The following is a 22,759-nucleotide window of genomic DNA, read 5'->3' on the forward strand; positions in this document are numbered from 1 at the left end:
TGTCCTTTCACAAAAATAGGTGGATTACTTCAGCGCGCCGGCGGCGAGGCCGCTCACGATGCGACGCTGGAACAGCAGAACCATGAGGATCAGGGGCAGGGTCACGATCATCGCCGCCGCCATCTGGCTTCCAAACGGCGTATCGAACTGGCTCACGCCCGAGAACCGGGAGATCACGATCGTGGCGGGCTGTACATCGGGCCGGTTGGTCATGGTGAGGGGAATCAGGAACTCGTTCCACGCGCTCACAAACGTGATGATCGCGGTGGTGAAGATACCCGGGGTGGCCAGCGGTAGGATCACCCGTCGGAATGCCTGTCCCCGAGTGCAACCGTCCACCATGGCGGCCTGCTCAAGGTCGTTCGGCATCTGGCGGAAGAATGTGGTGAGATTCCAGATCGCCAGCGGAAGCGCAAACGAGAGGCTCGGCAGAATCAGCGCCTGATAGGTGTTGATCCAGCCAACCGCCGAAAAGATCTTCAGCATCGGCACAATCAGGGCAACCGTGGGGAACATCGAGGTCGCGACCACCGCGATCATGAACAGGGGCTTACCCCGGAACTGCAACCGGGCCAGGGCGTATCCGGCGGTCACGGCCACCACCAGGGCGAGCACCGTCACCGAGCTCGCAATGATGAAGCTGTTCAGGAGCGAACGCAGAAAGCCCTGTGACGGGTCAAAGATCGCGAGAAAACTCTCAAACGATGCGGGAATCGGCAGCGGGGAGAGCGAGAAGATATCCGAGGTGCGGCGCAGGCTCGAGGCGGCCATCCAGTACACCGGGGCGAGGCAGTACACGATCACCACGGCGACGCCAACATAGATATAGGTGTGGCGTTCGCGGCCGTTCCGCTTTCGCTTGGTGGGCGGAGGTACGGCGCTCGCGCGCTGGTTACTTCGCCTGGTGGTCTCGGTGGTGGGGGTGGTCAGGGTGGCGCTCATCGGAGAGTCTCCTTCGGCGAGGCTGCGGATGCCGCGGCGATGAAACGGGCATTGGCCTTGGCCGCACGGCGTTCGGCGCGGGTGGGGCCCACGCGATCACGCGCTCCCAGCACGTCGGCACCAAACATGCGCACGAAAACAAACGCGATCAGGAAGATGTAGAGGAAGAGGATGATCGCGTACGCGGCGGCGGAACCATAGCGCAGCGCGGCAGCCTCATCCTGGGCAAGCATTGAAATCGTTTCAACCGAGGATTTTCGTGGACCGATCAGCACATAGGGAAGGTCGAACATGCGCAGCGCATCCAGCATGCGGAACAGGATCGCGACCACGAGCGCGGGACGCACGAGCGGGAGGGTCACCCCGATAAAGCGACGCCACGGCCCGGCACCATCCACCCGGGCGGCCTCATAGACCTCCACCGGAATGGTCTGCAGGCCCGCGAGCACCAGCAGGGCGAGGAACGGCGCGGTTTTCCAGGTGTCCGCCATGATGACCGCGAGTTGGGCCGCGAAACCATCGGAGGTCCAGAGCACCTGGGTGGGAAGGAAGGCGTTGGCTACGCCGTTTGCGGAGAAGATCCAGCCCCAGAGGACTCCGGAAAGCGCCGTGGGGATGGCCCACGGAATCAGGATTGCCACCCGCACCAGGGCGCGGGCGCGCAGGGCCTGGTTCATGATCAGGGCCATTCCAACACCGATGATGGTTTCGGGGACAACCGTGGCGACCGCGAAGAAGCTGGTGTTGCCGAGCGCACGCCAGAAGCGTTCGCCGGTGCTGCTGAAGATATCGGTGTAGTTTGCGAGCGCCACAAACGGCTCGGTCTCGTTGACGAATCCGGTGGCGGGGTCGAGGCCTGGGGCCCCAAACAGCGACTGACGGATCGTTTCAAGAATCGGCAGGACGATCACCACGACCATGACGAGCACGCCGGGGGCGAGCAGGGTCAGGGCGAGGCGACCCTCGTTATGCCAGGACTGTCGGACGGGCGGCCGGGCAGGGGTGCCCGCGGACCGCGTTTTACCGTGAACTACGGCGGTCATTATTCTCCTTGGCCGGCGTGCCGGGGACGGGGAGTCCCCGGCACGCCTCTTTCAAGCGGATGTGATCGGAACGCGTATGCGACGCGATCTACTTGAGCAGGCCCTCGAGCTTGCCCTGCATGGTCTTGAGCGCGGCATCCACGCCCTCGGTGCCCGACAGCGCCGCATAGGCGCTGTCCTGGATGGCCGCGGTAACGTCGTCGTAGTTTGCAACGGCCGGACGCGGCACCGCGGTCAGGATCGACTGCTTGAGCGTCGGCAGATACGGGTACTTTTCGAGCATCTTGGGGTCGTCGTACAGCGCGGCCACGGTCGGGGCCACACCGGCACCGGCGAGGAACACCTCCTGATTTTCGGCGGAGCCGAAGAACTTCGCGAAGTCGAGGGCGGTGGCCTTGTTCTTTCCAAACGCGGAGATGACGAGGTTCTTGCCCCCGAGTACCGACGCGCCACCCTTGTCGGCGCTGAACCCGGGGAGCGGTGCCACGGCGAACTTTCCGGCAACCTGGCTGGATCCATCGCTCGCGCTGGCACTCACGTACTGGTATGCCCACTGGCGGTGGAAGAGGAGCTTGCCGGCCAGGAACGCCTGGCGGCCGGCCTCCTCGTTGTAGGTGATGGCCTCGGCGGGAATCTCGCCGTCCTTGAACATGCTCACCAGCTGGGTGAGACCCTTGCGAGCCTCCGGGGTATCCACGGTGGGGCGTCCCTTGTCATCCAGTAGCGAACCACCCGCGGTGTTGATGATCTCGGAGACGTTGCAGGTCAGGCCCTCGTACTTGTCGAACTGGCCCGCGTAGCAGCTGATTCCCGCGCCCTCGGGCAGAGCCTTGACGGCCGTGCAGGCCGCCGACAGCTCGGCGAAGGTCTTCGGGGCCTCGGTAATGCCGGCCGCCTTCAGGAGATCGGTGCGGTAGTAGAGCATCGCGGCGTCGGTGCTCAGCGGCACGCCATAGACGTTATCGCGATAGGTCACGGTCTTCACCGTTGCGGGCAGACGATCATCGAGGCCGAGATCGTCCTTGGGGAGCTGCTCGATCCAGCGGTTCGCGGCAAACTGAGCGATCAGGGTGCCGTCAAGAGCCATCACCGTGTAGGCATCCGACTTGGTCTGGGCGTTCTGAAAGAGCTGCTGACGCTGGGCATCGGACTTGGCCGAGAGCTCAACCAGGGTCACCTGCTCGTCCGCGTGGTCCTTGTTCCAGGCGTCGACCGCGGTCTGGGCGGCGTTACCACCGGAGATCTTTCCGATCGCCAGGGTGATGGGGCCACGATCGGTGAAGGCGGGGGCTCCTGAGTCTCCGCCCGAGGCGGCGGGGGCGGAAGCCGCGCAGCCGGTGAGGATGAGCGCCGCGACCCCGAGGGTCGCGACCGCGGAAAGGCCGCGTTTGAGCATTCTGTCTCCTTTGACAAATTTCACTGGCTCCTCGGACCAATCGACGCGGGGTGATTGAATCCGGGGAGTTTTTTGCTTACAGTGAGAAAATAAGTCCGGATGCGACAGAATGTCAAGCATCAACGTTGATCGTTTTTCCGAAAACGCCCGAGGAGGCCCTCCATGAGCACCCCCGCATCCCCCGCCCTGCGCGGATTTCCCAGCGAACGCGCCCACGCGACCAGCCGTGCCGCCCGAGTCTCGAATGATGACTGGTCACGGATGATGGCGACCGAGGTGCTCCTCAGCGGCCCGGTCACCCGCACCGAGCTCGCCGATCGCCTGGGGCTCTCAAACGCGACCATCACCCGGCTCGCGGCGCCGCTCCTGGAACGCGGAATCATCGTGGAGGAGCCCGCCGAAACCGCCGCGCGAATCGGACGCCCCAGCCACCCGCTCAACGTGTCTCCCGAGGACCACCACTTCATCGGCGTACGACTCACCGCGAGTGACGTGCAGGCCGTACTCACCGACTTTCGGGCCGAAACCATCGGTCATCACCGGGTACGACTCCCCCAGGGTGCGGACGGCTCGCAGCACTCCCCCGCTGAGATCGTCACCGCGATTACCACCGCCGTGGCCGCCCTCACCACCCCCGAGCGCCCGATTCGCGGGGTTGGGCTGTGCCTCGGCGGGCAGATCGATGAGGACGGAACGGTGAGCTGGGCCCCCTATCTCGGCTGGCGCGACGTGCCCATCGGAGGCCTGGTTGAGGCGGCACTCGGCATCCCCGTCACCGTCGAAAACGATCTGGCCGCGCTCACCAATGCGGAGCACTGGTTCGGCCGCGGGCGCGGGCTCGATCAGTTCGCGGTGGTGACCCTGGGCGTGGGCATCGGGCTCGGGCTCGTCATCAATAATCGCTTTATCACCGGCCGTGATGCGGGGCTCGGCCTCGCCGGTCACCTCCCGCTGGATCCCTCCGGCCCCCGCTGCCCGCGCGGACATCGAGGATGCGCCAAAGCACTGCTCAGCACCGGCGGAATCGAGACGGCACTCGAGGAACGGCGCGGGGAAGCGACCGACTTCGCCACCGGGTTCGATCTGGCACGCGGCGGGGAACCCACCTCCCGGGAGGTGTTCAGTGCCTCGGTTGAGGCCCTGGGGCGCTTCCTGTCGATCATCGCGAACGTCGCCCTCCCCGAGCGCATCATCGTGACCGGTGAGGGCATCGACCTGGCGAAATTCGACGAACCCGCGCTCCACGCCGAGATCAGCGCCCTGCGGGCCGACCTCGCCGCACCGGTCGATCTGACACTGCACCGCACGAAACCGTACATGTGGGCCCGCGGCGCCGCGGTGACCGCAATCCAGGGTTACCTCGGCGCCCGCGCCTAGACCGAATCTGAATCGGAGAAACAGATGACATTCACCACGCGCCCCGAGCTGGTTGGCTCGGTTGGCATGGTCGCCTCCACCCACTGGCTGGCCTCCGCAAGTGCAATGGCGATCCTGGAGGCGGGCGGCAATGCGGCCGATGCTGCGGTTGCCGGCGGATTCGTGCTACAGATCGTTGAGCCGCACCTGAATGGCCCGGGCGGCGACGCCCCCATCATCGTCCATGATCCGCGGCAGGATGGGGACGCACAGACCCGGGTAATCTGCGGTCAGGGTGTGGCTCCGGCGGCCGCAACCCCCGAGCATTTTGCCGCCCTCGGGTTGGACCTCATCCCCGGGACCGGGCTCCTCCCCGCGGTGGTGCCCGGCGCATTCGACGCCTGGATTACGCTCCTGCGCGACCACGGCACCCTCCCCCTGCGCGCGGTTCTCGAGCCCGCCCTGCACTATGCCGAGCATGGCCATCCCCTTCTGCCCGCCGCGGCGAACGCCCTGGCCACCGTCGCCCCGATGTTCCGGGAACACTGGCCCACCTCCGCGGCGCGCTGGCTGACCCCACCGGTCAATGGCGAGGCAGGCCCGGACCAGGTTCCCGTCGCCGGAACCCGCATCCTGAGCCCCGAAATTGCCGCAACGTACCGCCGCATCCTCGACATCTCGGAGGCTGCCGGCGAGGATCGTGATGTCCAGCTCGAGGCCGCGCGCGATGCGTGGTACCGCGGCTTTGTCGCCGACGCGATCGATGCGTTCATCCGGTCCGGGCCGGTCCACGACAGTTCCGGCAGCGCGCACTCCGGCCTCCTCACCGCCGAGGATTTGGCACAGTGGCGGGCGCCCATCGAGGCACCGAGCAGACTCACCTACGGTTCGGTCGAGGTGTTCAAGACCGGTCTCTGGGGCCAGGGGCCGGTCATGCTGCAGCAGCTCGCGCTCCTGGAACACCTCGGAATTGATGCCGTGGCTCCGGGATCGGCGGAGTGGATCCACCTCATCGTGGAGGCGGGAAAGCTCGCCTTTGCCGACCGTGAGGCCTGGTACGGCGATACCGACCCCCTCCCACTCCAGGAACTCCTTGACCCGGCGTACACGGCTCAGCGAGCGACGCTCATCGGACCCGTAGCCGATCGCGAGCAACGACCCGGTTCCCCGGGAGGGCGCATCCCGCGCACGGCCACGGTTGTTGCCCCCACCCACGTGGCCGCCGGCATCGGCGAACCCACACTGGCGCGCGGCACGGATCCCGTCACGCAGCCCTCGGGGGAATCTCGTGGCGATACCTGCCACCTCGACGTGGTTGATGCCAACGGGATGATGATCTCGGCCACCCCGAGCGGGGGCTGGCTGCAGTCTTCCCCCACGATTCCCGGGCTGGGGTTCTGCCTCGGCACCCGCGCACAGATGTTTTGGCTCACGCCCGGCCTGCCCAATACTCTGCGTCCCGGCGCGCGCCCACGTACCACGCTCTCCCCCGCGTTTGCGCTGCGCGAGGGAAAGCCCTGGCTCGCGTTTGGGACCCCCGGTGGAGACGGGCAGGATCAGTGGGCGCTCCAGCTGCTCCTGAACCTCATCCACGGTGAGCACAACATTCAGTCCGCAATCGATGCTCCGGCGTTCCACTCCACCCACATGCCCAGCTCCTTTTATCCACGTGACAGCGTCCCGGCCGGGCTCGTCCTGGAGGATCGCTTTCCCGCGGAGGTCATTGCACGCCTGCGCGAGCTCGGCCACGAGGTGACCGTGGGCGATCCCTGGTCCGAGGGCAGACTGAGTGCCGTGGCACGCGAGGACGGCTGGCTCAAGGCCGGCGCAAACCCGCGTGGCAACCAGGGGTACGCGGTCGGCCGATAGGCACTGACGCCGCACACACCCGCACGTCCCCACCCCCAAAAGACGGACCGGGATCCTCTCGGCACCCGGGCTCATCCCGGTGTCCGGTGTCCGGTGTCCGATGACCGGTGACCGGTGACCGGTGACCCATTTTGGTGCCTCGGCACCTCCAACAGAAAGCAGCTATGAACGCAATCTCTCCCCCGCGCGAGCGCCTGCACCTCGTGCTCATGCTCGCGCTCACGTTTTCCACGGGCATCATCGATGCGGTGGGCTATCTTGGCCTCGACCGCGTATTCACCGGCAATATGACCGGAAACGTGGTAATTCTCGGTATGGCGCTGGTGGGGGCGGATGACCTGCCCGTGCTCGGCCCGGCGATCGCCCTGGTGACGTTCTTTGTGGGGGCCCTGATCGGCGGCAGCGTGCTGCGCGGGTCTCGGGCCGGCTGGAATCATCGCAAGACCGCGCTGTTTCTCACCGTCGGTGGCATCCTCGCGGCATCCGGGGGCGTCATCGCTTCCGGGACCCGGGATTCGGTGCTACTGTACGCGGTGACCGGGGCTCTCGGCCTGGCCATGGGCATCCAGGCGTCCGCCGCCCGCAGGCTCGCGGTGAAGGATGTGACCACCGTCGTGGTGACGTCCACGCTGACCGGACTCGCGGCAGATCTCCGATTCGCCACGCAGCAGGACCAGCCGTGGGCTCGCCGACTGATCGCGGTGGGTCTCATCGGCCTCGGCGCGCTCGTCGGTGCCTGGTGTGTGCACCAGGGGGCGGCCTGGGGACTCGCGCTCTCGGCGGTCATTACGATTACCGTGGCGCTGTGTGGTCACCTCACAAAAAATTAAAGGTCGACCGGTTGACCTTATGTCAATTCTCCCCGTAGGCTGGCCCCAGGTGACCGGCAAACACCCCCATCAGACTGATTCACAGAGGAGTGAACCCCGATGCTGATTGAACAACGAACCTACGTACTCCACCCGGGAGTGCCCACAAACGACTTCCTGACGCCCTACTCGGAAATCGGCCTCCCCGCCGCCGAACCGATTCTCGGCGGATTCCTCGGATACTTCGTCACCGAGTTTGGCACCCAGAACGAACTCACCCACCAGTGGGCGTACGTCGACCTCGAGGATCGCCGCGAGCGTCGTGCCGCACTCGCCGCAGACCCCCGCTGGCAGGAGTGCATCCGCATCGTCCGCCCCATGATCGCGAGCTGGGAAAACAAGATCATGTACCCCACAAGCTTCTCCCCCATCCGCACCATGCCCCAGCAGAGCGACCTCGGGCTCACCTTCGATTACACGGAGGCAGCGCGATGAGCGCCGCAACCCGGGTGGCGGTTCTCGGCCTTGGCGCCATGGGCCTGCCGATGGCTCAGCGTCTCGCCGAACGCGGCCACGAGGTGCTCGGTTTCGATATCGCCGAACCTCGACTCGAACTCGCCCGAGCCAGCGGCATTCAGACCTTTGGTTCGGCCCGCGCGGCCAGCGCCGAAGCCGATGCCGTCATCCTCGCCGTGCGCGACGTTCCCCAGCTCACCGAGGTGCTGTTTGGTGCCGGCGGCATTGCCGAGGTGCTGCGGCCCGGCTCCGTGGTAATCCTCACCTCCACCGTGGGGATCGAACCGGTGCGCGAGGTCGCCGCACAGCTGGCACGCCTCGACATCGAGCTGCTGGACGCACCGATCTCCGGTGGGGCGGCACGAGCACGCGAGGGCGACCTGCTGCTGATCGTGGGCGGCAGCGATGCCGCTCGCGAGGCTTCCACGAGCATTCTTGCGGCACTCGCCTCCACCGTAAGCGTGGTGGGCCCGAACCCGGGCGACGGACAGGCGCAGAAAACCGTCAATCAGCTCCTGTGCGGGGTCCACATTGCCGCCGCCGCGGAGGCACTCACCCTGGCACGGTCGCTCGGGCTTGATCCCGCTGAATCGCTGCGCAGCCTGGAGGCGGGTGCCGCGGCCTCGTTCATGCTGAGCAACCGGGGGCCCCGAATCCTGGAGGCTCTCGAGGGTGCGGAGCCCGAGGTGCTCTCCCGCGTGGACATCTTCGTCAAGGATCTGGGAATCGTCACCCGCGCGGCCGAGGAACTGGGGCTTGCCACACCGGTAGCCCTGGCCGCCCACGGCCAGTATGTGGCGGGGGTAGCGGCCGGGCTCGAGTCACACGACGACTCAACCCTGGTGCGCATCCTTCCCCGATAGGGCCGCGGCCGGCGCTCACCGACCGCGGGCTCCACCGGAATCCGCGCACTACTCGGTGCCGGATGCCGCGAGCGACTCACGCAGCGATGCGGTGGCCGCGTGCATGTGAGCGGTCATCGCGGCCGCCGCAGCCGCCGCGTCCCCCGCGGTGATGGCCTGAAGCACGGCGGCGTGCTGGTCGAGGGTGCTTGCACGCTCCCCCGACTGACGAATCGCCCGCACCACCCACACCTCGAGAAGTGACTTCACATTGCTCAGCACCCCGGCCAGCACGCCGTTATGTGCGGCGGCGGCCACCGCGAGATGAAATTCAATATCGGCCCGGGCAAAGTCGGCCACATCATCGGCCTCGCCCATCGCCTGGAACCAGCGGGTAATCTCCGCGATTTCCTCGGCACTCGCACGCTCGGCGGCCAACCCGGCCAGCGTGATCTCGAGGTGATACCGGGCCTCGACCAGCTCATCGGTCTGGGTGGACCCGAGCATCAGCCCCCACTCGACGACCTGGGGAAGCAGCGAAGAGGCACTCGAACGCAGGTAGGTTCCATCGCCCTGACGGATCTCGATCAGCCCCAGCAGATCCAGGGCCTTGAGCGCCTCCCGCACCGCCGAACGTCCCACACCCAGGGCCTCGGCGAGCGCTCGTTCCGGAGGAAGCTTTCCTCCGGGGACGACCTCCCCGGAGAGGAACCGCGAGGCGAGCTGAGAGACCAGGACGGATACCGAGCTCTCGCGAGCTCGGGGCGCGAGGCCCAGGGTCGAGGTGGAGATCGTGGCGTCTTCGATAGTCATGATCCGCCCAGCTTAGCGCCGAGACACCCACAAAACCAGAAACATCAACCGGTCGCCCTTTGCGGCCGCGAAAGGAAACACCATGACCATGAACGCCGCGCTGCGCGCCAAGCTCGCCGCCAACGAAACCGCCTACGGGCTCTGGGTTACCTCCGAGAGCACCGCAATCACCGAGATCGCCGTGGAACTCGGACTCGATTGGATCTGCATCGATATGGAGCACGGGTACCTCTCCCTCCAGCACATCAACGCCCACCTCACCGCCGCGCGTGGATCGAACCTCTCGGTCATCGTGCGCCCGCCCACACACGATCTTGAACCCACCAAGCGCGTCATCGACCTCGGGGCTCACGGGATTATTCTCCCGCTCGTGGAAACCGCGGACGAGGTGCACGCCGCACAGCAGAACATGTTTTACCCGCCGAAGGGCCGCCGAGGTATCGGTGGCGAGCGCAGCGTCACCTGGGGCCTCGCACTCGAACAGTACGTTAGTTCCGCGAATGATGACCTGCTCCTCATTCCCATGATCGAGACTAAGGAGGCCGCCGAAAATTTCGATGAGATTATCGCGGTCGATGGCCTCGAGGCACTGTTCCTCGGGCCCGGCGACATGTCCGCCAGCTACGGCTTTGTGGGCGAGTGGGAGGGGCCCGGCATCGCCGAGCTCAACATCAACCTCAAGGATCGTGCGGCCGCCGCCAGCCTGCGCACCGGGATCGTTGCGCGCAGCACCGCCGAGGTTCTCTCGCGGAGCCAGGAGGGCTTCGGTATGGTGTCGCTCGGATCAGACGTGGGCCTGATGATTCGCGAGATTCGCGATATCGCAACCGCCCTGGGCAAGACGCCCATCGGACACCGCTGGTTCTAAACCCGGTCCGGAGCGTGGTGGATGTCGGGCCGCTGGCACCGACATCCGCCACGCCGCCGGGTGTCGGCACCGAGGACTAGGCTTACTCCATGCCCGCGGATCCACAGACCTCTCCCATTCCCCTGCCCACCGAGAACGGTGCGGATCCGCTGCCCACTACCCCCGGCTCCCCCGAAGACCCGCACGAAGACGCCCCGCGCACGCACCGCGGCATCTTCGTTGACCTTGAGCCGCTGCGCTTCAGCCCGGCGTTTGCCCGGCTGTGGGCGGGCGGGGCGATCACCGCGATGGGTGGCCAGCTCACCATCGTGGCCGTGGGCCTCCACATCTTTGACCTCACCCACGACACCTTCGCGGTGGCGCTGGTGGGCGTGGTCGCTCTCGTCCCGATGATCATCTTTGGGCTCTACGGCGGCATGCTCGCCGACGCGGTGGACCGCCGCAAGCTCGCCCTGGCGGCGGCCTCGGTCACCTGGGCCTCCACCGCGGTCATCGCGATCCTGGCCTGGACCGGCTCGACCACCGTCTGGCCCCTCTACGTGCTGACGACGCTCAACGCGGTATCCTCCACGGTGGTGGGCACCTCACGTGCCGCGATTCTGCCGCGCATCCTGCCGGCTCGCCTGCTGCCCGCCGCCAGCGCGCTCGGCGGCATCTCGATGGGTGCCGCCGTCACGGTGGGTCCGATGCTCGCCGGTGTGCTCGTGGCCACCGTGGGTATCCCGTGGACGTACACGCTCGACCTGGTGCTGTTCGTGGCCGCGTTCTGGGGCATCGCCTCGCTGCCCGCCATCGTCCCGGATGGCGCGTCCAAGCGCCTCCCCGGCCTCACCAGTCTGGTGGACGGTTGGAGGTTCCTGCGCACCGCACCGAACGTGCGCGCCTCGTTTGTGATCGACATCATCGCGATGACCTTCGGCCAGCCGCGCGTGATTTTCCCGGCCATCGGTCTGTTTGTGCTCGGCGGCGGCCCCATCACCGTGGGTGTGCTCACCGCGGCCGCGGCCGTCGGCACCCTGATCTCCAGCGTGTTCTCGGGACCGCTCGGCCGCGTGCGCTATCAGGGCCGTGCGATCGCCTGGGCCGTCGCCGCCTACGGCGCGTGCATCGCCCTGTTTGGTGTGGTGCTCGCGGTCACCGTCTGGACGGGCAACGCCCACGTCGGCGAGCTCTTCAGCGACGCCTACCTGCCCGGGGTGATCTTCGCCGCCATCGCCCTGGCGGGTTCGGGTGCCGCCGATAACGTCTCCGCCATCTTCCGCAGCACCCTGCTCCAGACCGCCGTACCGGATGGCGTGCGCGGGCGCCTGCAGGGCCTGTTCACCGTGGTGGTCACCGGCGGCCCGCGCCTCGGCGACCTCTACTCGGGCATCATGGCCTCGCTGCTGCTCGCCTGGGCGCCGCCGCTCGTGGGCGGCGTGGTCATCATCGCGCTGGTCTACGTGCTCGTCAAAACCCAGCGCACGTTCTGGCGCTACGACGCGCACAATCCCGTCCCCTAGCGGATGCCGTCCCCCGAATGAAACAATTGGGGCATGACTACGGAAAGCATGCTCCCGTTGAACCAGCGCGTTACCGCGCCCACCCAGCTCCCCGTGCCCACCGGCACGGAGGGCGTCACCTGGCGTCCAGCCACCGCGGCTGACCTTCCGGCGATTCTCACCCTGGATCGCGCCGTCGAGGCGGTGGACGACCCGCGCCACGTCACCACCATCGAGGCCCTGACCGTCGACTTCGCGGCCTCGGGCTTTGATCCAGCAGCCGACTCCCTGCTCGCCGAAACCACCGACGGCACCGTGATCGCCTACGGCACCGCCCACGCCGAACCCGAGGCCCGCAGCGTGGTCAAGGTCCACGTTCCGGGTGCGGTCCACCCCGAGTATCGCGGCAGGGGCCTCGGCACCGCCCTGCTCGACTGGCAGGAGGCGCGTGCCGCCCAGCACCTCGCCGCCTCCGACCTCGCCGTTCCCGGCTGGATCTCCACCGGTGCCGCCGAGCACGCCGAGAGCCCGCGCGGCTTCCTCACCACCCGCGGCTATGTCGAACGGCGCTGGTGGATGGAGCTCACCCGCGATCTCTCCGACGCCATCCCCGAGCTTCCGCTCCACGCCGACGTTCGCCTCGAACCCCTGACCGAAGAACTCTCCGAGGCCACCCGGCAGGCATTCAACGACTCCTTCCGCGACCACTGGGGCTCCCAGCCCACGAACGAGGAAGACTGGAAGAAGTATGGGTCCGTCTCGACCCTGCGCGGCGACCTCTCCGCACTCGCGGTCACCTCGGATAACGAGGTGGCGGCCCTCGTCATCGTCTCGGTGGATCCCGCCCAGTGGGAGGCCGCCGGCTACCGCTTCGGCTACATCGATCTGGTGGCCACCCGGCGCGACTGGCGAGGAAAGGGCCTCGCAAAGTCACTCCTCGCCCAGGTGCTGCGCAATCTGAAGGCCGAGGGGCTCGAACGCGCCGCACTGGACGTCGACTCGGAGAGCCCCACCGGGGCCCTGCGCCTCTACGAATCCGTGGGCTTCGCGCCCGAGGCGCGCTCCGTCTCCCTCGTCCGCGAATTCTAAAGAGGAAAGCAAAAAACGAGCCTCACCCAAACGGGTGAGGCTCGTTTTTGCGGGTCGAAACCCTATTCGCTCATGATCGCGTGTAGCGGGTAGCCCGCCAGACGCTCCCGACCGGTCATTCCGGCGAGCTCCAGGACGAGACCAAACCCGGCAACGGTGTATCCGGCGCGCTCAATCAGGCGCGCGGAGGCGTTGCAGGATCCACCGGTCGCGAGTACGTCATCGAGGATGAGTACCCGGCTGCCCGCGGGCAACTGGCCCGGGCGCAGCTCAAGCGAGGCGGTGCCGTACTCCAGCTGGTAATCCTCGCGGATTACCTCTCCGGGCAGCTTGCCGGCCTTCCGCACCGCGATGAGCGGCGTGTGGGTGGCGTAGGCGAGCGCCGAGGACAGCAGGAAACCGCGGGCCTCCACGCCGGCAACCGCGTCGAACTGCCCGGCGAAGTGCTGGGCAAACTCGTCGATTACCGCGTGGAAGGCGTCCGCATTGCTGAACACCGGGGTGAGGTCACGAAACAGGATGCCCGGTTTCGGAAAATCGGGAATGGTGACGCTGTGCGCGAGCACCAGATCGGCTGCGGTCAAGGTGCTTACTTCACACCCAGCAGGTCGATCACGAAGATCAGGGTCTGGCCCGAGAGCTGGTGGCCCGAGCCGGCGGGGCCGTAGGCCAGGTGCGGCGGCACGGTGAGCTGGCGGCGGCCGCCAACCTTCATACCGGGGATACCCTCCTGCCAACCCGAGATGAGGTTGCGCAGGGGGAAGTTGATGGACTGTCCACGGTTCCAGGAGGAGTCGAACTCCTCGCCGGAGTCGAACGAGACGCCGAGGTAGTGAACGTCAACGGTCGAGGAGGCCTGAGCCTCATCGCCGGTGCCGACCTCGAGGTCAACGATCTGCAGTTCGGTGGGCGCGGGACCGACGGGAGCGTCGATTTCAGGCTTGGTGTTGTTGGTCATGGGTTAATCAAACCGCGTCCGGCCCGGATTTCAAAACCCGAACCGGACGCGGCACATGAACTTAAGCGGTCGGCGAAATGATCGGGATCGCGCTCGTGATGGCCTCCATGCCCGAGAGACGGGCCGGGGCGATCTGCTTGGTAACCTCTTCGCGGGTCATTAGGCCCGCCTCCACCACCAGATCGGCGACGTTGCGGCCGGTCAGCAGGGCGGTCTTGGCGAGGGCCGCGGCGGCGGCATAACCGATGAACGGGGTCAGGGCGGTGACCACACCCACCGAGGTGCCCACCATCACCTCGAGGCGCTCCTCATTGGCGGTGATACCGTCGATGCAGTTGACCCGCAGGGTGTTGCAGGCCTGGGCCATCCAGGTGATCGACTGCAGCAGCGAGTGCGCAATGACCGGCTCAAATGCGTTGAGCTGCAGCTGGCCGCCCTCAACCGCCATGGTGACCGTCATATCGGCCCCCACCACGGAGAACGCCACCTGGTTGACGACCTCGGGGATCACCGGGTTGACCTTGCCCGGCATGATCGAGGAACCTGCCTGGCGGGCGGGCAGGTTGATCTCGCCGAGACCCGCCTGCGGGCCCGAGGAGAGCAGGCGCAGATCGTTGCAGATCTTCGAGAGCTTCACGGCCGAGCGCTTGAGCGTGCCCGAGAACGACATGAACCCGCCCACATCCGAGGTGGATTCCACGAGGTCCGGAGCGGTGGACAGACCCAGGTTGGTGATCTCGTTGAGGTGGCGCACCACCACACCGGCGTAGCGCGGGTCGGCGGTGATGCCGGTGCCGATGGCGGTGGCCCCGAGGTTGATCTCAGCCAGCAGCGGCAGGGTTTCGCGGAGGCGATCGTAGTCTTCACCCAGGGTGGTGGCAAAGCCGTGGAACTCCTGCCCCAGTGTCATCGGGACGGCATCCTGCAGCTGGGTGCGTCCCACCTTGAGCACGTGGTTGAACTCGCTCCCCTTCGCGGTGAAGGAACCGCGCAGCGCCTTGAGCTCGGTCAGCAGTGTCTGCAGCGAGAAGGCGAGCGCAATCTTGATCGAGGTCGGGTAGACGTCGTTCGTGGACTGGCTGCGGTTGGTGTGGTCGATGGGCGAGATGTAGGCATAGTCGCCCTTCTCCCGGCCGGCCAGCTCAAGCGCGATGTTGGTGATCACCTCGTTGGCGTTCATGTTGGTTGAGGTGCCGGCACCGCCCTGGATCACGCCCACGCAGAACTGGTCGTGGTACTCGCCATCGAGTACCTTCTGGCAGGCGCGGACGATGAGGTCGCCCTTTTCCTGCGAGAGCGTTCCGAGCTCCATGTTGGCGCGGGCTGCGGCCTGCTTGACCGCCGCGAGGCCGTTCACGAGGTCCGGGTAGATGGAGATCGGCCGCTTGGTAATGGCGAAGTTCTCCAGGGCCCGAGCGGTGTGGACGCCCCAGTAGGCGTCGGCCGGAATCTCGACCGAACCGAGGGAATCGGTCTCGGTGCGGGTGGCGTTGAGGGTGGTCATGTTTTCCTTGCTCCATATCTGCGGGATACCGCGCGATAGTCACTGTGGCGTCGTTGCCCTCCGGTGTGGGAGAGGGTGATGGAACAAGCCTAGCCCGCGCCCACACCGGCTCGCCCGGGCGGCACCCGAAAGCACCTGAACGCCCAGACAACACCCCGTTAAAGACACACGGCGAGGACACAAATGTGTCCTCGCCGTGTGTGTTTGGCGAAACTAGCCGATCAGAGCCTCGATCGGACCACGCGCGAAGAAGATCACGAAGCCGGCCGCCACAATCCACAGCAGCGGACTGATCGTGCGGATCTTGCCACCCAGGGCGTGCAGGACAACCCAGGAAACGAAGCCCACGCCGATACCGTTGGCGATCGAGTAGGTCATCGGCATCACGGTGATGGTCAGGAACACCGGCAGAGCGACGGTGTAGGAGGTCCAGTCGATCTCCTTGATCTGGCTGATCATCATGGCACCTACGACCACCAGCATGGCCGAGGCCACCTCGGACGGAACGAGCTGGGTCAGCGGGGTGAAGAACACGGCCAGCAGGAACAGCAGACCGGTCACGACGTTGGCGAGACCCGTGCGGGCACCCTCGCCGATACCGGCGCCGGACTCCACGAACACGGTGTTGGAGGAACCGGAGGTCACACCACCGGCGATCGCTCCGACACCCTCGACAACCAGCGCCGACTTCAGGCGCGGGAAGTTGCCCTTCTCATCGGCCAGTCCGGCCTCTTTGGACAGACCGGTCATGGTGCCCATGGCGTCGAAGAAGTTCGAGAACACCAGGGTGAACACAACCATGATGCCGGCCAGGATGCCGAGGCGCTCGAAGCCACCGAAGTTGAAGGCACCGATCAGGCCGAAGTCGGGCAGCGAGACGAGGCTACCGGTGAACTCCGGAACGGTCAGGCCCCAGCCGCCGGGGTTCGGCTTGCCATCAACAAACGACGGGCCGAGCTTGAAGATGGCCTCGGCGATGATCGCGAGGACGGTGCTGACAACCAGACCGATGAGCAGCGCGCCACGAACCTTGCGGGCCACCAGGACACCGGTCAGCAGCAGGGCGATCACGAACATGACGGTGGGAACCGTGTTGATCGAGCCGTCGTGGCCCAGACCAACCGGCGGCGAGTTCACGCCGGTCGCGGTGACGAAGCCGGCGTTCACGAAACCGATGAAGGCGATGAACAGACCGATACCCACCGAGATGGCGACCTTGAGCTGCACCGGAACGGCGTCAAAGATCATGCGGCGCAGGCCGGTGACGGCCAGCAGCACGATGATCACACCGTTGATGACCACGAGACCCATGGCCTCGGCCCAGGTGACCTGGCCCACGACGCTCACGGCCAGGAACGAGTTGATGCCGAGGCCCGCGGCGAAACCGAAGGGCAGGCGGGCGACGATACCGAACAGGATCGTCATCACACCGGCGGTCAGCGCGGTAACGGCACTGACCTGAGCGAAATCAAGGGCGTTGCCACTGATGTCGGGGTGACCGGCAAGGATGATCGGGTTCAGAACCACGATGTACGCCATCGTGACGAAGGTCACGAGGCCACCGCGAATTTCGGCACCGAAGGAGGATCCCCGCTTGGTGATCTCAAAGAACCGGTCGATCTTACTCTTCACGCTGGATGCGTTATCTGAGGCCACTGGCGGGCGCTCCTCTCAAAAAGGTTGTCTGTGAAATAGCATAGAGTGTTGCCAGGCTTCTTGACGACACGCATAACCCGCCCCTCCTTGAAAGTGAATATATGGCCCTCCCTTGGACCCTGCACGGTGACGGAAAAACCGTAAAACCCGGCAAAATCGTTGCTCCCGGCGAGCGACTGACCTGGCCCCGCACCATCGGGATCGGCGCCCAGCACGTTATTGCAATGTTTGGTGCCACGTTCCTGGTGCCGGTTCTGACCGGCTTCCCGCCCAGCACCACGATCCTGTTCTCCGGTATCGGCACCATCCTGTTCCTCATCATCACGAAGAACAAGCTGCCCAGCTACCTCGGATCCTCGTTTGCCTTCATCGCCCCGGTTCAGGCCGCCGTGGCCAGCCACGGCCAGGAGAGCGCACTCTTCGGCATCATCGTGGTGGGCATCACGCTGGCGCTCATCGGTGTACTGGTCAACTGGACCGGCGTGGGCTGGATCAACAAGCTCATGCCGCCCGTCGTCGCGGGAACCATCGTCGCGCTGATCGGTTTCGCCCTCGGCCCGGCAGCCTGGATTAACGCAAAGGAGGGCCCGATCACCGCACTGGTGACCCTGCTCGCCGTCGTCCTCTCCACCGTGCTGTTCCGCGGCATCCTCGGCCGCCTCTCGATCTTCATCGGTGTGCTCGTGGGCTACGCCTTCGCCGCGATCCGCGGTGAGATCAACTTCAAGGCCGTGGGCGATGCCGCCTGGATCGGTCTGCCCGACCTGCACCTGCCCGGCAACCCGTTCGTTGACGCCGGTCTGTGGGCGGTCCTGCCCGCCTTCATCCCCGTTGTTCTCGTGCTCATCGCCGAGAACGTCGGTCACATTCGCGGCGTCGCCGAAATGGTCGACCAGCCGAAGCTCAACAAGCTCACCGGCCGTGCACTCATCGCCGACGGTGTGGCCACGATCGTTGCTGGCTCCGGCGGCGGTTCGGCCACCACCACCTACGGTGAGAACATCGGCGTGATGGCCGCTACCCGCATCTACTCGACCGCCGCCTACTGGGTCGCCGGTATCGTCGCGATCCTGCTGAGCCTGTCGCCGAAGATCGGTGCCATTATCACCACCATCCCGCAGGGCGTTCTCGGTGGTGTGACCACCGCACTGTACGGTCTCATCGGTATCGTCGGCGTGAAGATCTGGCTCGATAACAAGGTGGACTTCTCGCTGCCGAAGAACCAGTTCACCGCCGCGACCGCGCTGATCGTGGCCGTGGGACAGTTCGTCTTCACCTTCGACGGCATCTCGTTCAACTCGATCGCCCTGGGTGCCATCGCGGCCATCGTGATCTACCACGTGATGAACGTGATCGGTCGCTGGCGCGGCACCGATGGCGGCGACGCGTCGCTCGACACCGGCTCGACCTCGACGAAGACGCCCAGCGCGCACTAGTCGGGTTTCCCGAATGGGCCCGGTTCTCCTCGGAGGGCCGGGCCCATTCGCGTACCCGGTCACCACGCACCTCGAAAGCCTCGCGGGCTCACCGCGCACCTCGAAAGCCTCGCGGGCTCACCACGCACGTCAAAACGCCTCGGGGTGCTCACCAACTGCGGTGAGCACCCCGAGGCGCGTGTGAGCGGCTGCTAGCCGTGGAAGAAGGGCACGATCAGGTAGATGCCCGCGAGCACGGCCACGGCACACAGGCCGAAGCAGGCATAGGCACCGGCGCGGGCCAGGTTCTTCTGCCCCTGGGTGAGCGGGTTCTTCTTTGCGGCCTTGGCGGCACGCTTGGCGGCCTGCTTGATCTCCGACTTCGACAGCACGGTGATCGCATCGGTGAACTCCGCCGGCAGCGCGACCGGCACGCGACCGGCCGTCACCAGCAGGCGCACGCCGACGGCGTACAGGGTCACCACGACAACGGTGCCGGTCAGTGCGGCGATAAACACCGTCAGGAAGGCGATCCAGTCGACGGTCATCGCTTGTCTCCCTCGGTCGAATCGGTCTGGGCATCGGCATCGGCGGCGACCTGTGCCTGGGCTTCCGCGCGGGCCTCAGCCTTCGCCTCTGCCTTCGCCTCTGCCTTGGCCTCGGCCTTGGCTTCTGCCTTGGCTTCCGCCTTTGCCTCGGCCTGAGCCTCGAGGCGAGCCTCGATGCGGGCGGGGATCGGCTTGGGCTCGATCTCCTCGGGGATGTCCACCGCAAACGCGGACTCCGCAACATCCGCCACGGCGGCCTCAACGAAGTCGGTCTTGCTGCGGCGCGACCAGAGGTAGATGAACAGCACGGCACCGAAACCGACGATCGCGTCGATGATCAGGCCCACGGTACCGAAGTTGTGTGCCACCCAGGCGGCGAGGCCGCCCACGATACCGGCGGCCGGCAGGGTCATCAGCCAGCCGAGCGCGATGCGTCCGGCGGTGCCCCACTTGACCTTCGAACCACGACGTCCAAGACCCGATCCGATGACCGAGCCCGAGGCCACCTGGGTGGTCGACAGGGCGAAGCCGAGGTGGCTCGAGGCGAGGATGGTCGCGGCCGTGGAGGTCTCGGCGGCGAAGCCCTGTGCGGGCTTGACCTCGGTCAGTCCGGTGCCGAGCGTGGCGATAATGCGCCAGCCACCCACGTAGGTACCCAGGGCGATCGCCAGCGCACACACCAGGATCACCCAGAACTGGGGCTCGGTGTGGTCGGCGGACTGAGCCCCCACGGCGACCAGGGTCAGGGTAATGACACCCATCGTCTTCTGGGCGTCGTTGGTACCGTGCGCGAGCGCAACCAGCGAGGAGGTGAAGATCTGTCCGTAGCGGAATCCGGGGCGCCCATCGGGCTTACCGTCGTATCGACGCGTGATCGCGTAGACGATCCGGGTCGCGAGGAACGCGATCAGTCCCGCTGTGAGCGGGGCAAGGACCGCCGGGAGAATCACCTTTGACAGCAGCTGGCCGCTGTCGATGGCGGTGAATCCGATACCCACGATTGCGGCACCGATCAGGCCACCGAACAGCGCGTGCGAGGAGCTGGAGGGAAGACCCAGCAGCCACGTCAGCATGTTCCAGATGATCGCACCGAGCAGACCCGCAAAGATCAGCTCGGGGGTAATGGAAACCCCGCCGTCTCCGCCCTCGCGGATGATGCCGTGGGAAATGGTCTTTGAAACCTCGGTTGAGAGGAAGGCTCCAACCAGGTTCAGGATGGCCGCGAGTGTCACCGCGACTTTCGGCTTCATGGCACCGGTAGCGATGGGTGTGGCCATCGCGTTTGCGGTGTCGTGAAAACCGTTTGTAAAGTCAAAAAAGAGTGCGAGCGCTATTACGAGAATAACGATAAAGGTTGCGTCCACCGGGATTTTTCTCTGAGTCGGACCCCCACTGTTCAGGAAAACGTCGGAAAGAATTTACGACGATTTCTTGCACACGGGGTTGCAAACGGGGTTGTCATGAAGATACTTCCATCGGTATCCGCGTGCGTCAACTCGACATTCGACGCGCCGAGGGCTCGTGCCCTCAATTGCCGCGACACGCCGGTGCGTTTACCCCGGTGAGGCGCGAAAAAATCCGAATGTCATGATCTCAGAATCGCGGGATTTATTTCCGCCGTGCGCCACCACGCTCACCCCAGACCGGCGGGGTGAGATGATTTCCTCCGCGCGGAGCCAATTCCTAGCGTCCGCCGACCCCGCCACCACCGGATCCGCCGCCGGAGAAACCACCGCCGCCCGAGCCGCCCGAACTCGAGCTGCCCGAGCTACTCCAGGAGGAAGCCGTGGAGACCGAGGAGTTAAACCCGGCGATGCCGAGACCCAGGCCCGCCGGGTTAAAACCATTGGTTCCCACATACCAGTACGGCACCGAGGAGTCCGCCGCGTAGCGCACCGCGAGCGTCTCGGCCCAGGCTTTTTCGACGCCCCAGAGCACGGCGTAGGGCAGCAGGGCCTCATAGAGACGGACGATCCGCTGCGGTTCGGAGGCAGCGGCAATGATGGTTTCGCGCTCGGCCCCCGTCGGGGACTGCAGGATGCGCAGCCGATCCTCCTCCGCTACCTGGAGGTAGAGCTTCAGGCCCTCGAGGTGTTCAAGCGCACGACGTCCCTCGGACGTAAGCGGTGCCGTCGGGATCGCCGCAACGAGGATTGTGACAAACCCGATTCCCGCCGCCACGGCCCCGGCGATGGCGAATCCGGATGCTCCCCCCTCGGAGGCGGCGGTGAGCGTCATCCCGACCACGACGATGAGAGCGACGAGGCCAAGGAACACCCACCAGCCCGCGTGCGGCAGGTGGGCGGGGCGGCGCAGGCCGAGTCGAACGCTCTCCTCGCGGGTGTCCGTCTTGAGCTTCTCCATGGCCTTCGTGAGCTTCTTGCTGGGCTTATCGAGCGCGCGCTCCTCCCCCACAAACGGCTTCTTTCCAAACAGCGCCCGCTGTACCTTCGCGGTGCTGCTCTCCCCGGTCTCGGGCTCGCGGTACTCGATGCTAAAGGTGGGCGTCTTCGAAAAGAGCCCCTTCGGTTCCTTTTCCCGGATGCGCACCCGGCCGCGCACCGCGAGATCGATCATGGCGGCCTGGGGCAGGCTGGTGCGATCCATCAGATCGGCCGCGACGCCGAGATCGATCCCCGGCTGAGGCGCATACTGCGCGACAACGATTCCGTCGCCGTGCTCCCGCGGGTTGCGCCGACGCCGGGACAGCACGGCCAGGAGGGCCGAAACCGCCAGGCCGCCACCGATGAGTCCGGGGCCCCAGCTAAACGCGGGCTTCTGCCCGAGCGGCACCGGAGTCTCAAACGTACCGCGGGTGAACGCGACCGCCATCGTGATGTTCTCACCGGGCTGGAGCGTCCGCACATCGGAGGTATAGATGCGCGTGCCGCCTTCGTCCCGCATGGTGTACTCGCAGCGATCGGTGGAGCCCTCTCGCCCCACGTAGCAGGCCTGATCGCCGGTGAGTGCGGGCACCAGGGCCGCATCAACGGTGACGCTCATGGTCGCCTTGGCGACGGGCTGACGCAGCTGGGTGCCGATCGAGTCGCGGTACAGCTCATCCACCCCGGTGTCCTCGAAGTAGCGGGTGACATCGTGCTGAGAGTAGCGGATCACAAAGGTATTGATGCCGTGCAGGAAGGTGTCATCCCCCACCAGGACCAGGAGGTTATCGTCATCCCGCTCGGTCTCGTAGGGCACCGGACGCCCCTCATCATCGGTGACCGATTCCACCGAGGTGCGCATATCCACCCCGTTGTAGGAGCGCGGAAGCGCACGCACGATGCCGCGGTTCTGATCGTATTCGGGGAACCTGGCCACAAACTTTTCGGTGGCAACCAGTACGGAGTGCTGCGTGGTGTCCCGGGAGAGCGCGTAGGTGCCGTCGAAGACGTCGAAGGTGAAGTTTTCCACATTCCCCGCGGCGTCGAGCGCGGCAACGGGGGCGGGAGCGACGTCCGCCGGTGCCGCGGAAACGGACACGGGTGCCGCGGGGGCCGCCATCGCCGGAGCGGCCATCCCGAGGGCCGTCCCGAGCCCAACCACGATCCCGAGCGCGACGCCCCAGCGGGAGAGTGCCCGCGAAATTGGGCGCTCGGTTCGGGCTCCGGGGGTGGCACGCTCACTCGTGAAAATCATGTCTCCACCCTAGGG

20 protein-coding genes are annotated in these 22,759 nt (G+C 66.0%); 9 read left to right on the top strand and 11 right to left on the bottom strand.

The window, feature by feature from the left end; genetic code table 11:
- Positions 1-24 precede the first annotated feature (24 nt).
- The 3 genes from D9V32_RS11800 to D9V32_RS11810 all read right to left on the bottom strand — a co-directional run bounded on the left by D9V32_RS11800 (position 25) and on the right by D9V32_RS11810 (position 3,381).
- On the bottom strand, positions 25-942 hold the full coding sequence (locus tag D9V32_RS11800) for a carbohydrate ABC transporter permease (protein ID WP_121649115.1): 918 nt from the start codon (positions 940-942) through the stop codon (positions 25-27).
- Positions 939-1,985: a carbohydrate ABC transporter permease gene (locus D9V32_RS11805; RefSeq protein ID WP_121649116.1), complete on the bottom strand. Its 1,047-nt coding sequence runs from the start codon at positions 1,983-1,985 to the stop codon at positions 939-941. Before D9V32_RS11805 ends, D9V32_RS11800 begins: the two co-directional genes overlap by 4 nt.
- An 88-nt stretch (positions 1,986-2,073) precedes the next feature.
- Complete coding sequence (locus tag D9V32_RS11810; protein WP_121649117.1) at positions 2,074-3,381, bottom strand: ABC transporter substrate-binding protein; 1,308 nt, start codon at positions 3,379-3,381, stop codon at positions 2,074-2,076.
- Between the two features lie 162 nt (positions 3,382-3,543).
- Here D9V32_RS11810 and D9V32_RS11815 point away from each other — a divergent pair, with 162 nt between their 5' ends.
- The 5 genes from D9V32_RS11815 (at position 3,544) to D9V32_RS11835 (ending at position 8,794) form a co-directional block, all read left to right on the top strand.
- Positions 3,544-4,758, top strand: a complete 1,215-nt coding sequence (locus D9V32_RS11815) for an ROK family transcriptional regulator (protein ID WP_121649118.1) — start codon at positions 3,544-3,546, stop codon at positions 4,756-4,758.
- A 24-nt stretch (positions 4,759-4,782) separates the two neighbouring features.
- Entirely contained in the window at positions 4,783-6,606 is a 1,824-nt protein-coding gene (locus tag D9V32_RS11820) for a gamma-glutamyltransferase family protein (RefSeq protein WP_121649119.1), read from the top strand.
- A gap of 164 nt (positions 6,607-6,770) precedes the next feature.
- Positions 6,771-7,436, top strand: coding sequence for a YoaK family protein (locus D9V32_RS11825; RefSeq protein ID WP_121649120.1), 666 nt, complete (start codon positions 6,771-6,773; stop codon positions 7,434-7,436).
- A 99-nt stretch (positions 7,437-7,535) separates the two neighbouring features.
- Complete coding sequence (locus D9V32_RS11830; protein WP_121649121.1) at positions 7,536-7,910, top strand: NIPSNAP family protein; 375 nt, start codon at positions 7,536-7,538, stop codon at positions 7,908-7,910.
- Entirely contained in the window at positions 7,907-8,794 is an 888-nt protein-coding gene (locus D9V32_RS11835) for an NAD(P)-dependent oxidoreductase (RefSeq protein WP_121649122.1), read from the top strand. Before D9V32_RS11830 ends, D9V32_RS11835 begins: the two co-directional genes overlap by 4 nt.
- Positions 8,795-8,842: 48 nt before the next feature.
- Here D9V32_RS11835 and D9V32_RS11840 read toward each other — a convergent pair whose 3' ends face one another.
- Positions 8,843-9,586: a FadR/GntR family transcriptional regulator gene (locus tag D9V32_RS11840; RefSeq protein ID WP_121649123.1), complete on the bottom strand. Its 744-nt coding sequence runs from the start codon at positions 9,584-9,586 to the stop codon at positions 8,843-8,845.
- 82 nt (positions 9,587-9,668) lie between these two features.
- Between D9V32_RS11840 and D9V32_RS11845 the strand changes: the two genes are divergently transcribed.
- From D9V32_RS11845 to D9V32_RS11855, 3 genes are all read left to right on the top strand, one after another.
- The gene (locus D9V32_RS11845; protein WP_121649124.1) at positions 9,669-10,454 is read left to right on the top strand and encodes an HpcH/HpaI aldolase family protein; all 786 of its coding nucleotides are present in this window, start codon (positions 9,669-9,671) and stop codon (positions 10,452-10,454) included.
- 89 nt (positions 10,455-10,543) lie between these two features.
- Positions 10,544-11,956, top strand: a complete 1,413-nt coding sequence (locus D9V32_RS11850; RefSeq protein WP_121649125.1) for an MFS transporter — start codon at positions 10,544-10,546, stop codon at positions 11,954-11,956.
- Positions 11,957-11,989: 33 nt separating this feature from the next.
- Entirely contained in the window at positions 11,990-13,024 is a 1,035-nt protein-coding gene (locus D9V32_RS11855) for a GNAT family N-acetyltransferase (RefSeq protein ID WP_121649126.1), read from the top strand.
- Positions 13,025-13,086: 62 nt separating this feature from the next.
- Here the strand turns inward: D9V32_RS11855 and D9V32_RS11860 are convergent, their stop codons facing one another.
- The 4 genes from D9V32_RS11860 to D9V32_RS11875 form a co-directional block, all read right to left on the bottom strand.
- Entirely contained in the window at positions 13,087-13,608 is a 522-nt protein-coding gene (locus tag D9V32_RS11860) for an adenine phosphoribosyltransferase (RefSeq protein WP_121649127.1), read from the bottom strand.
- A gap of 5 nt (positions 13,609-13,613) precedes the next feature.
- Positions 13,614-13,982, bottom strand: a complete 369-nt coding sequence (locus D9V32_RS11865) for an FKBP-type peptidyl-prolyl cis-trans isomerase (RefSeq protein ID WP_121649128.1) — start codon at positions 13,980-13,982, stop codon at positions 13,614-13,616.
- Between the two features lie 61 nt (positions 13,983-14,043).
- Positions 14,044-15,486: an aspartate ammonia-lyase gene (locus D9V32_RS11870; RefSeq protein WP_121649129.1), complete on the bottom strand. Its 1,443-nt coding sequence runs from the start codon at positions 15,484-15,486 to the stop codon at positions 14,044-14,046.
- A gap of 213 nt (positions 15,487-15,699) precedes the next feature.
- On the bottom strand, positions 15,700-17,118 hold the full coding sequence (locus D9V32_RS11875; RefSeq protein WP_245982295.1) for an NCS2 family permease: 1,419 nt from the start codon (positions 17,116-17,118) through the stop codon (positions 15,700-15,702).
- A gap of 125 nt (positions 17,119-17,243) precedes the next feature.
- Between D9V32_RS11875 and D9V32_RS11880 the strand changes: the two genes are divergently transcribed.
- Entirely contained in the window at positions 17,244-18,578 is a 1,335-nt protein-coding gene (locus D9V32_RS11880; protein WP_121649131.1) for a uracil-xanthine permease family protein, read from the top strand.
- A 191-nt stretch (positions 18,579-18,769) separates the two neighbouring features.
- Here D9V32_RS11880 and D9V32_RS11885 read toward each other — a convergent pair whose 3' ends face one another.
- The 3 genes from D9V32_RS11885 to D9V32_RS11895 form a co-directional block, all read right to left on the bottom strand.
- Complete coding sequence (locus D9V32_RS11885) at positions 18,770-19,105, bottom strand: peptidase (protein ID WP_121649132.1); 336 nt, start codon at positions 19,103-19,105, stop codon at positions 18,770-18,772.
- A complete protein-coding gene (locus D9V32_RS11890) occupies positions 19,102-20,469 on the bottom strand; it encodes an inorganic phosphate transporter (protein ID WP_121649133.1) in 1,368 nt (455 codons plus the stop codon). Before D9V32_RS11890 ends, D9V32_RS11885 begins: the two co-directional genes overlap by 4 nt.
- Before the next feature lie 319 nt (positions 20,470-20,788).
- Positions 20,789-22,744 carry a DUF2207 domain-containing protein gene (locus D9V32_RS11895; protein WP_121649134.1) on the bottom strand — a complete coding sequence of 652 codons (1,956 nt, stop codon included), beginning with the start codon at positions 22,742-22,744 and terminating at the stop codon, positions 20,789-20,791.
- Positions 22,745-22,759: the final 15 nt, after the last annotated feature.

The sequence above is a fragment of the Mycetocola tolaasinivorans genome, assembly GCF_003667565.1.
Classification (GTDB): domain Bacteria; phylum Actinomycetota; class Actinomycetes; order Actinomycetales; family Microbacteriaceae; genus Mycetocola; species Mycetocola tolaasinivorans.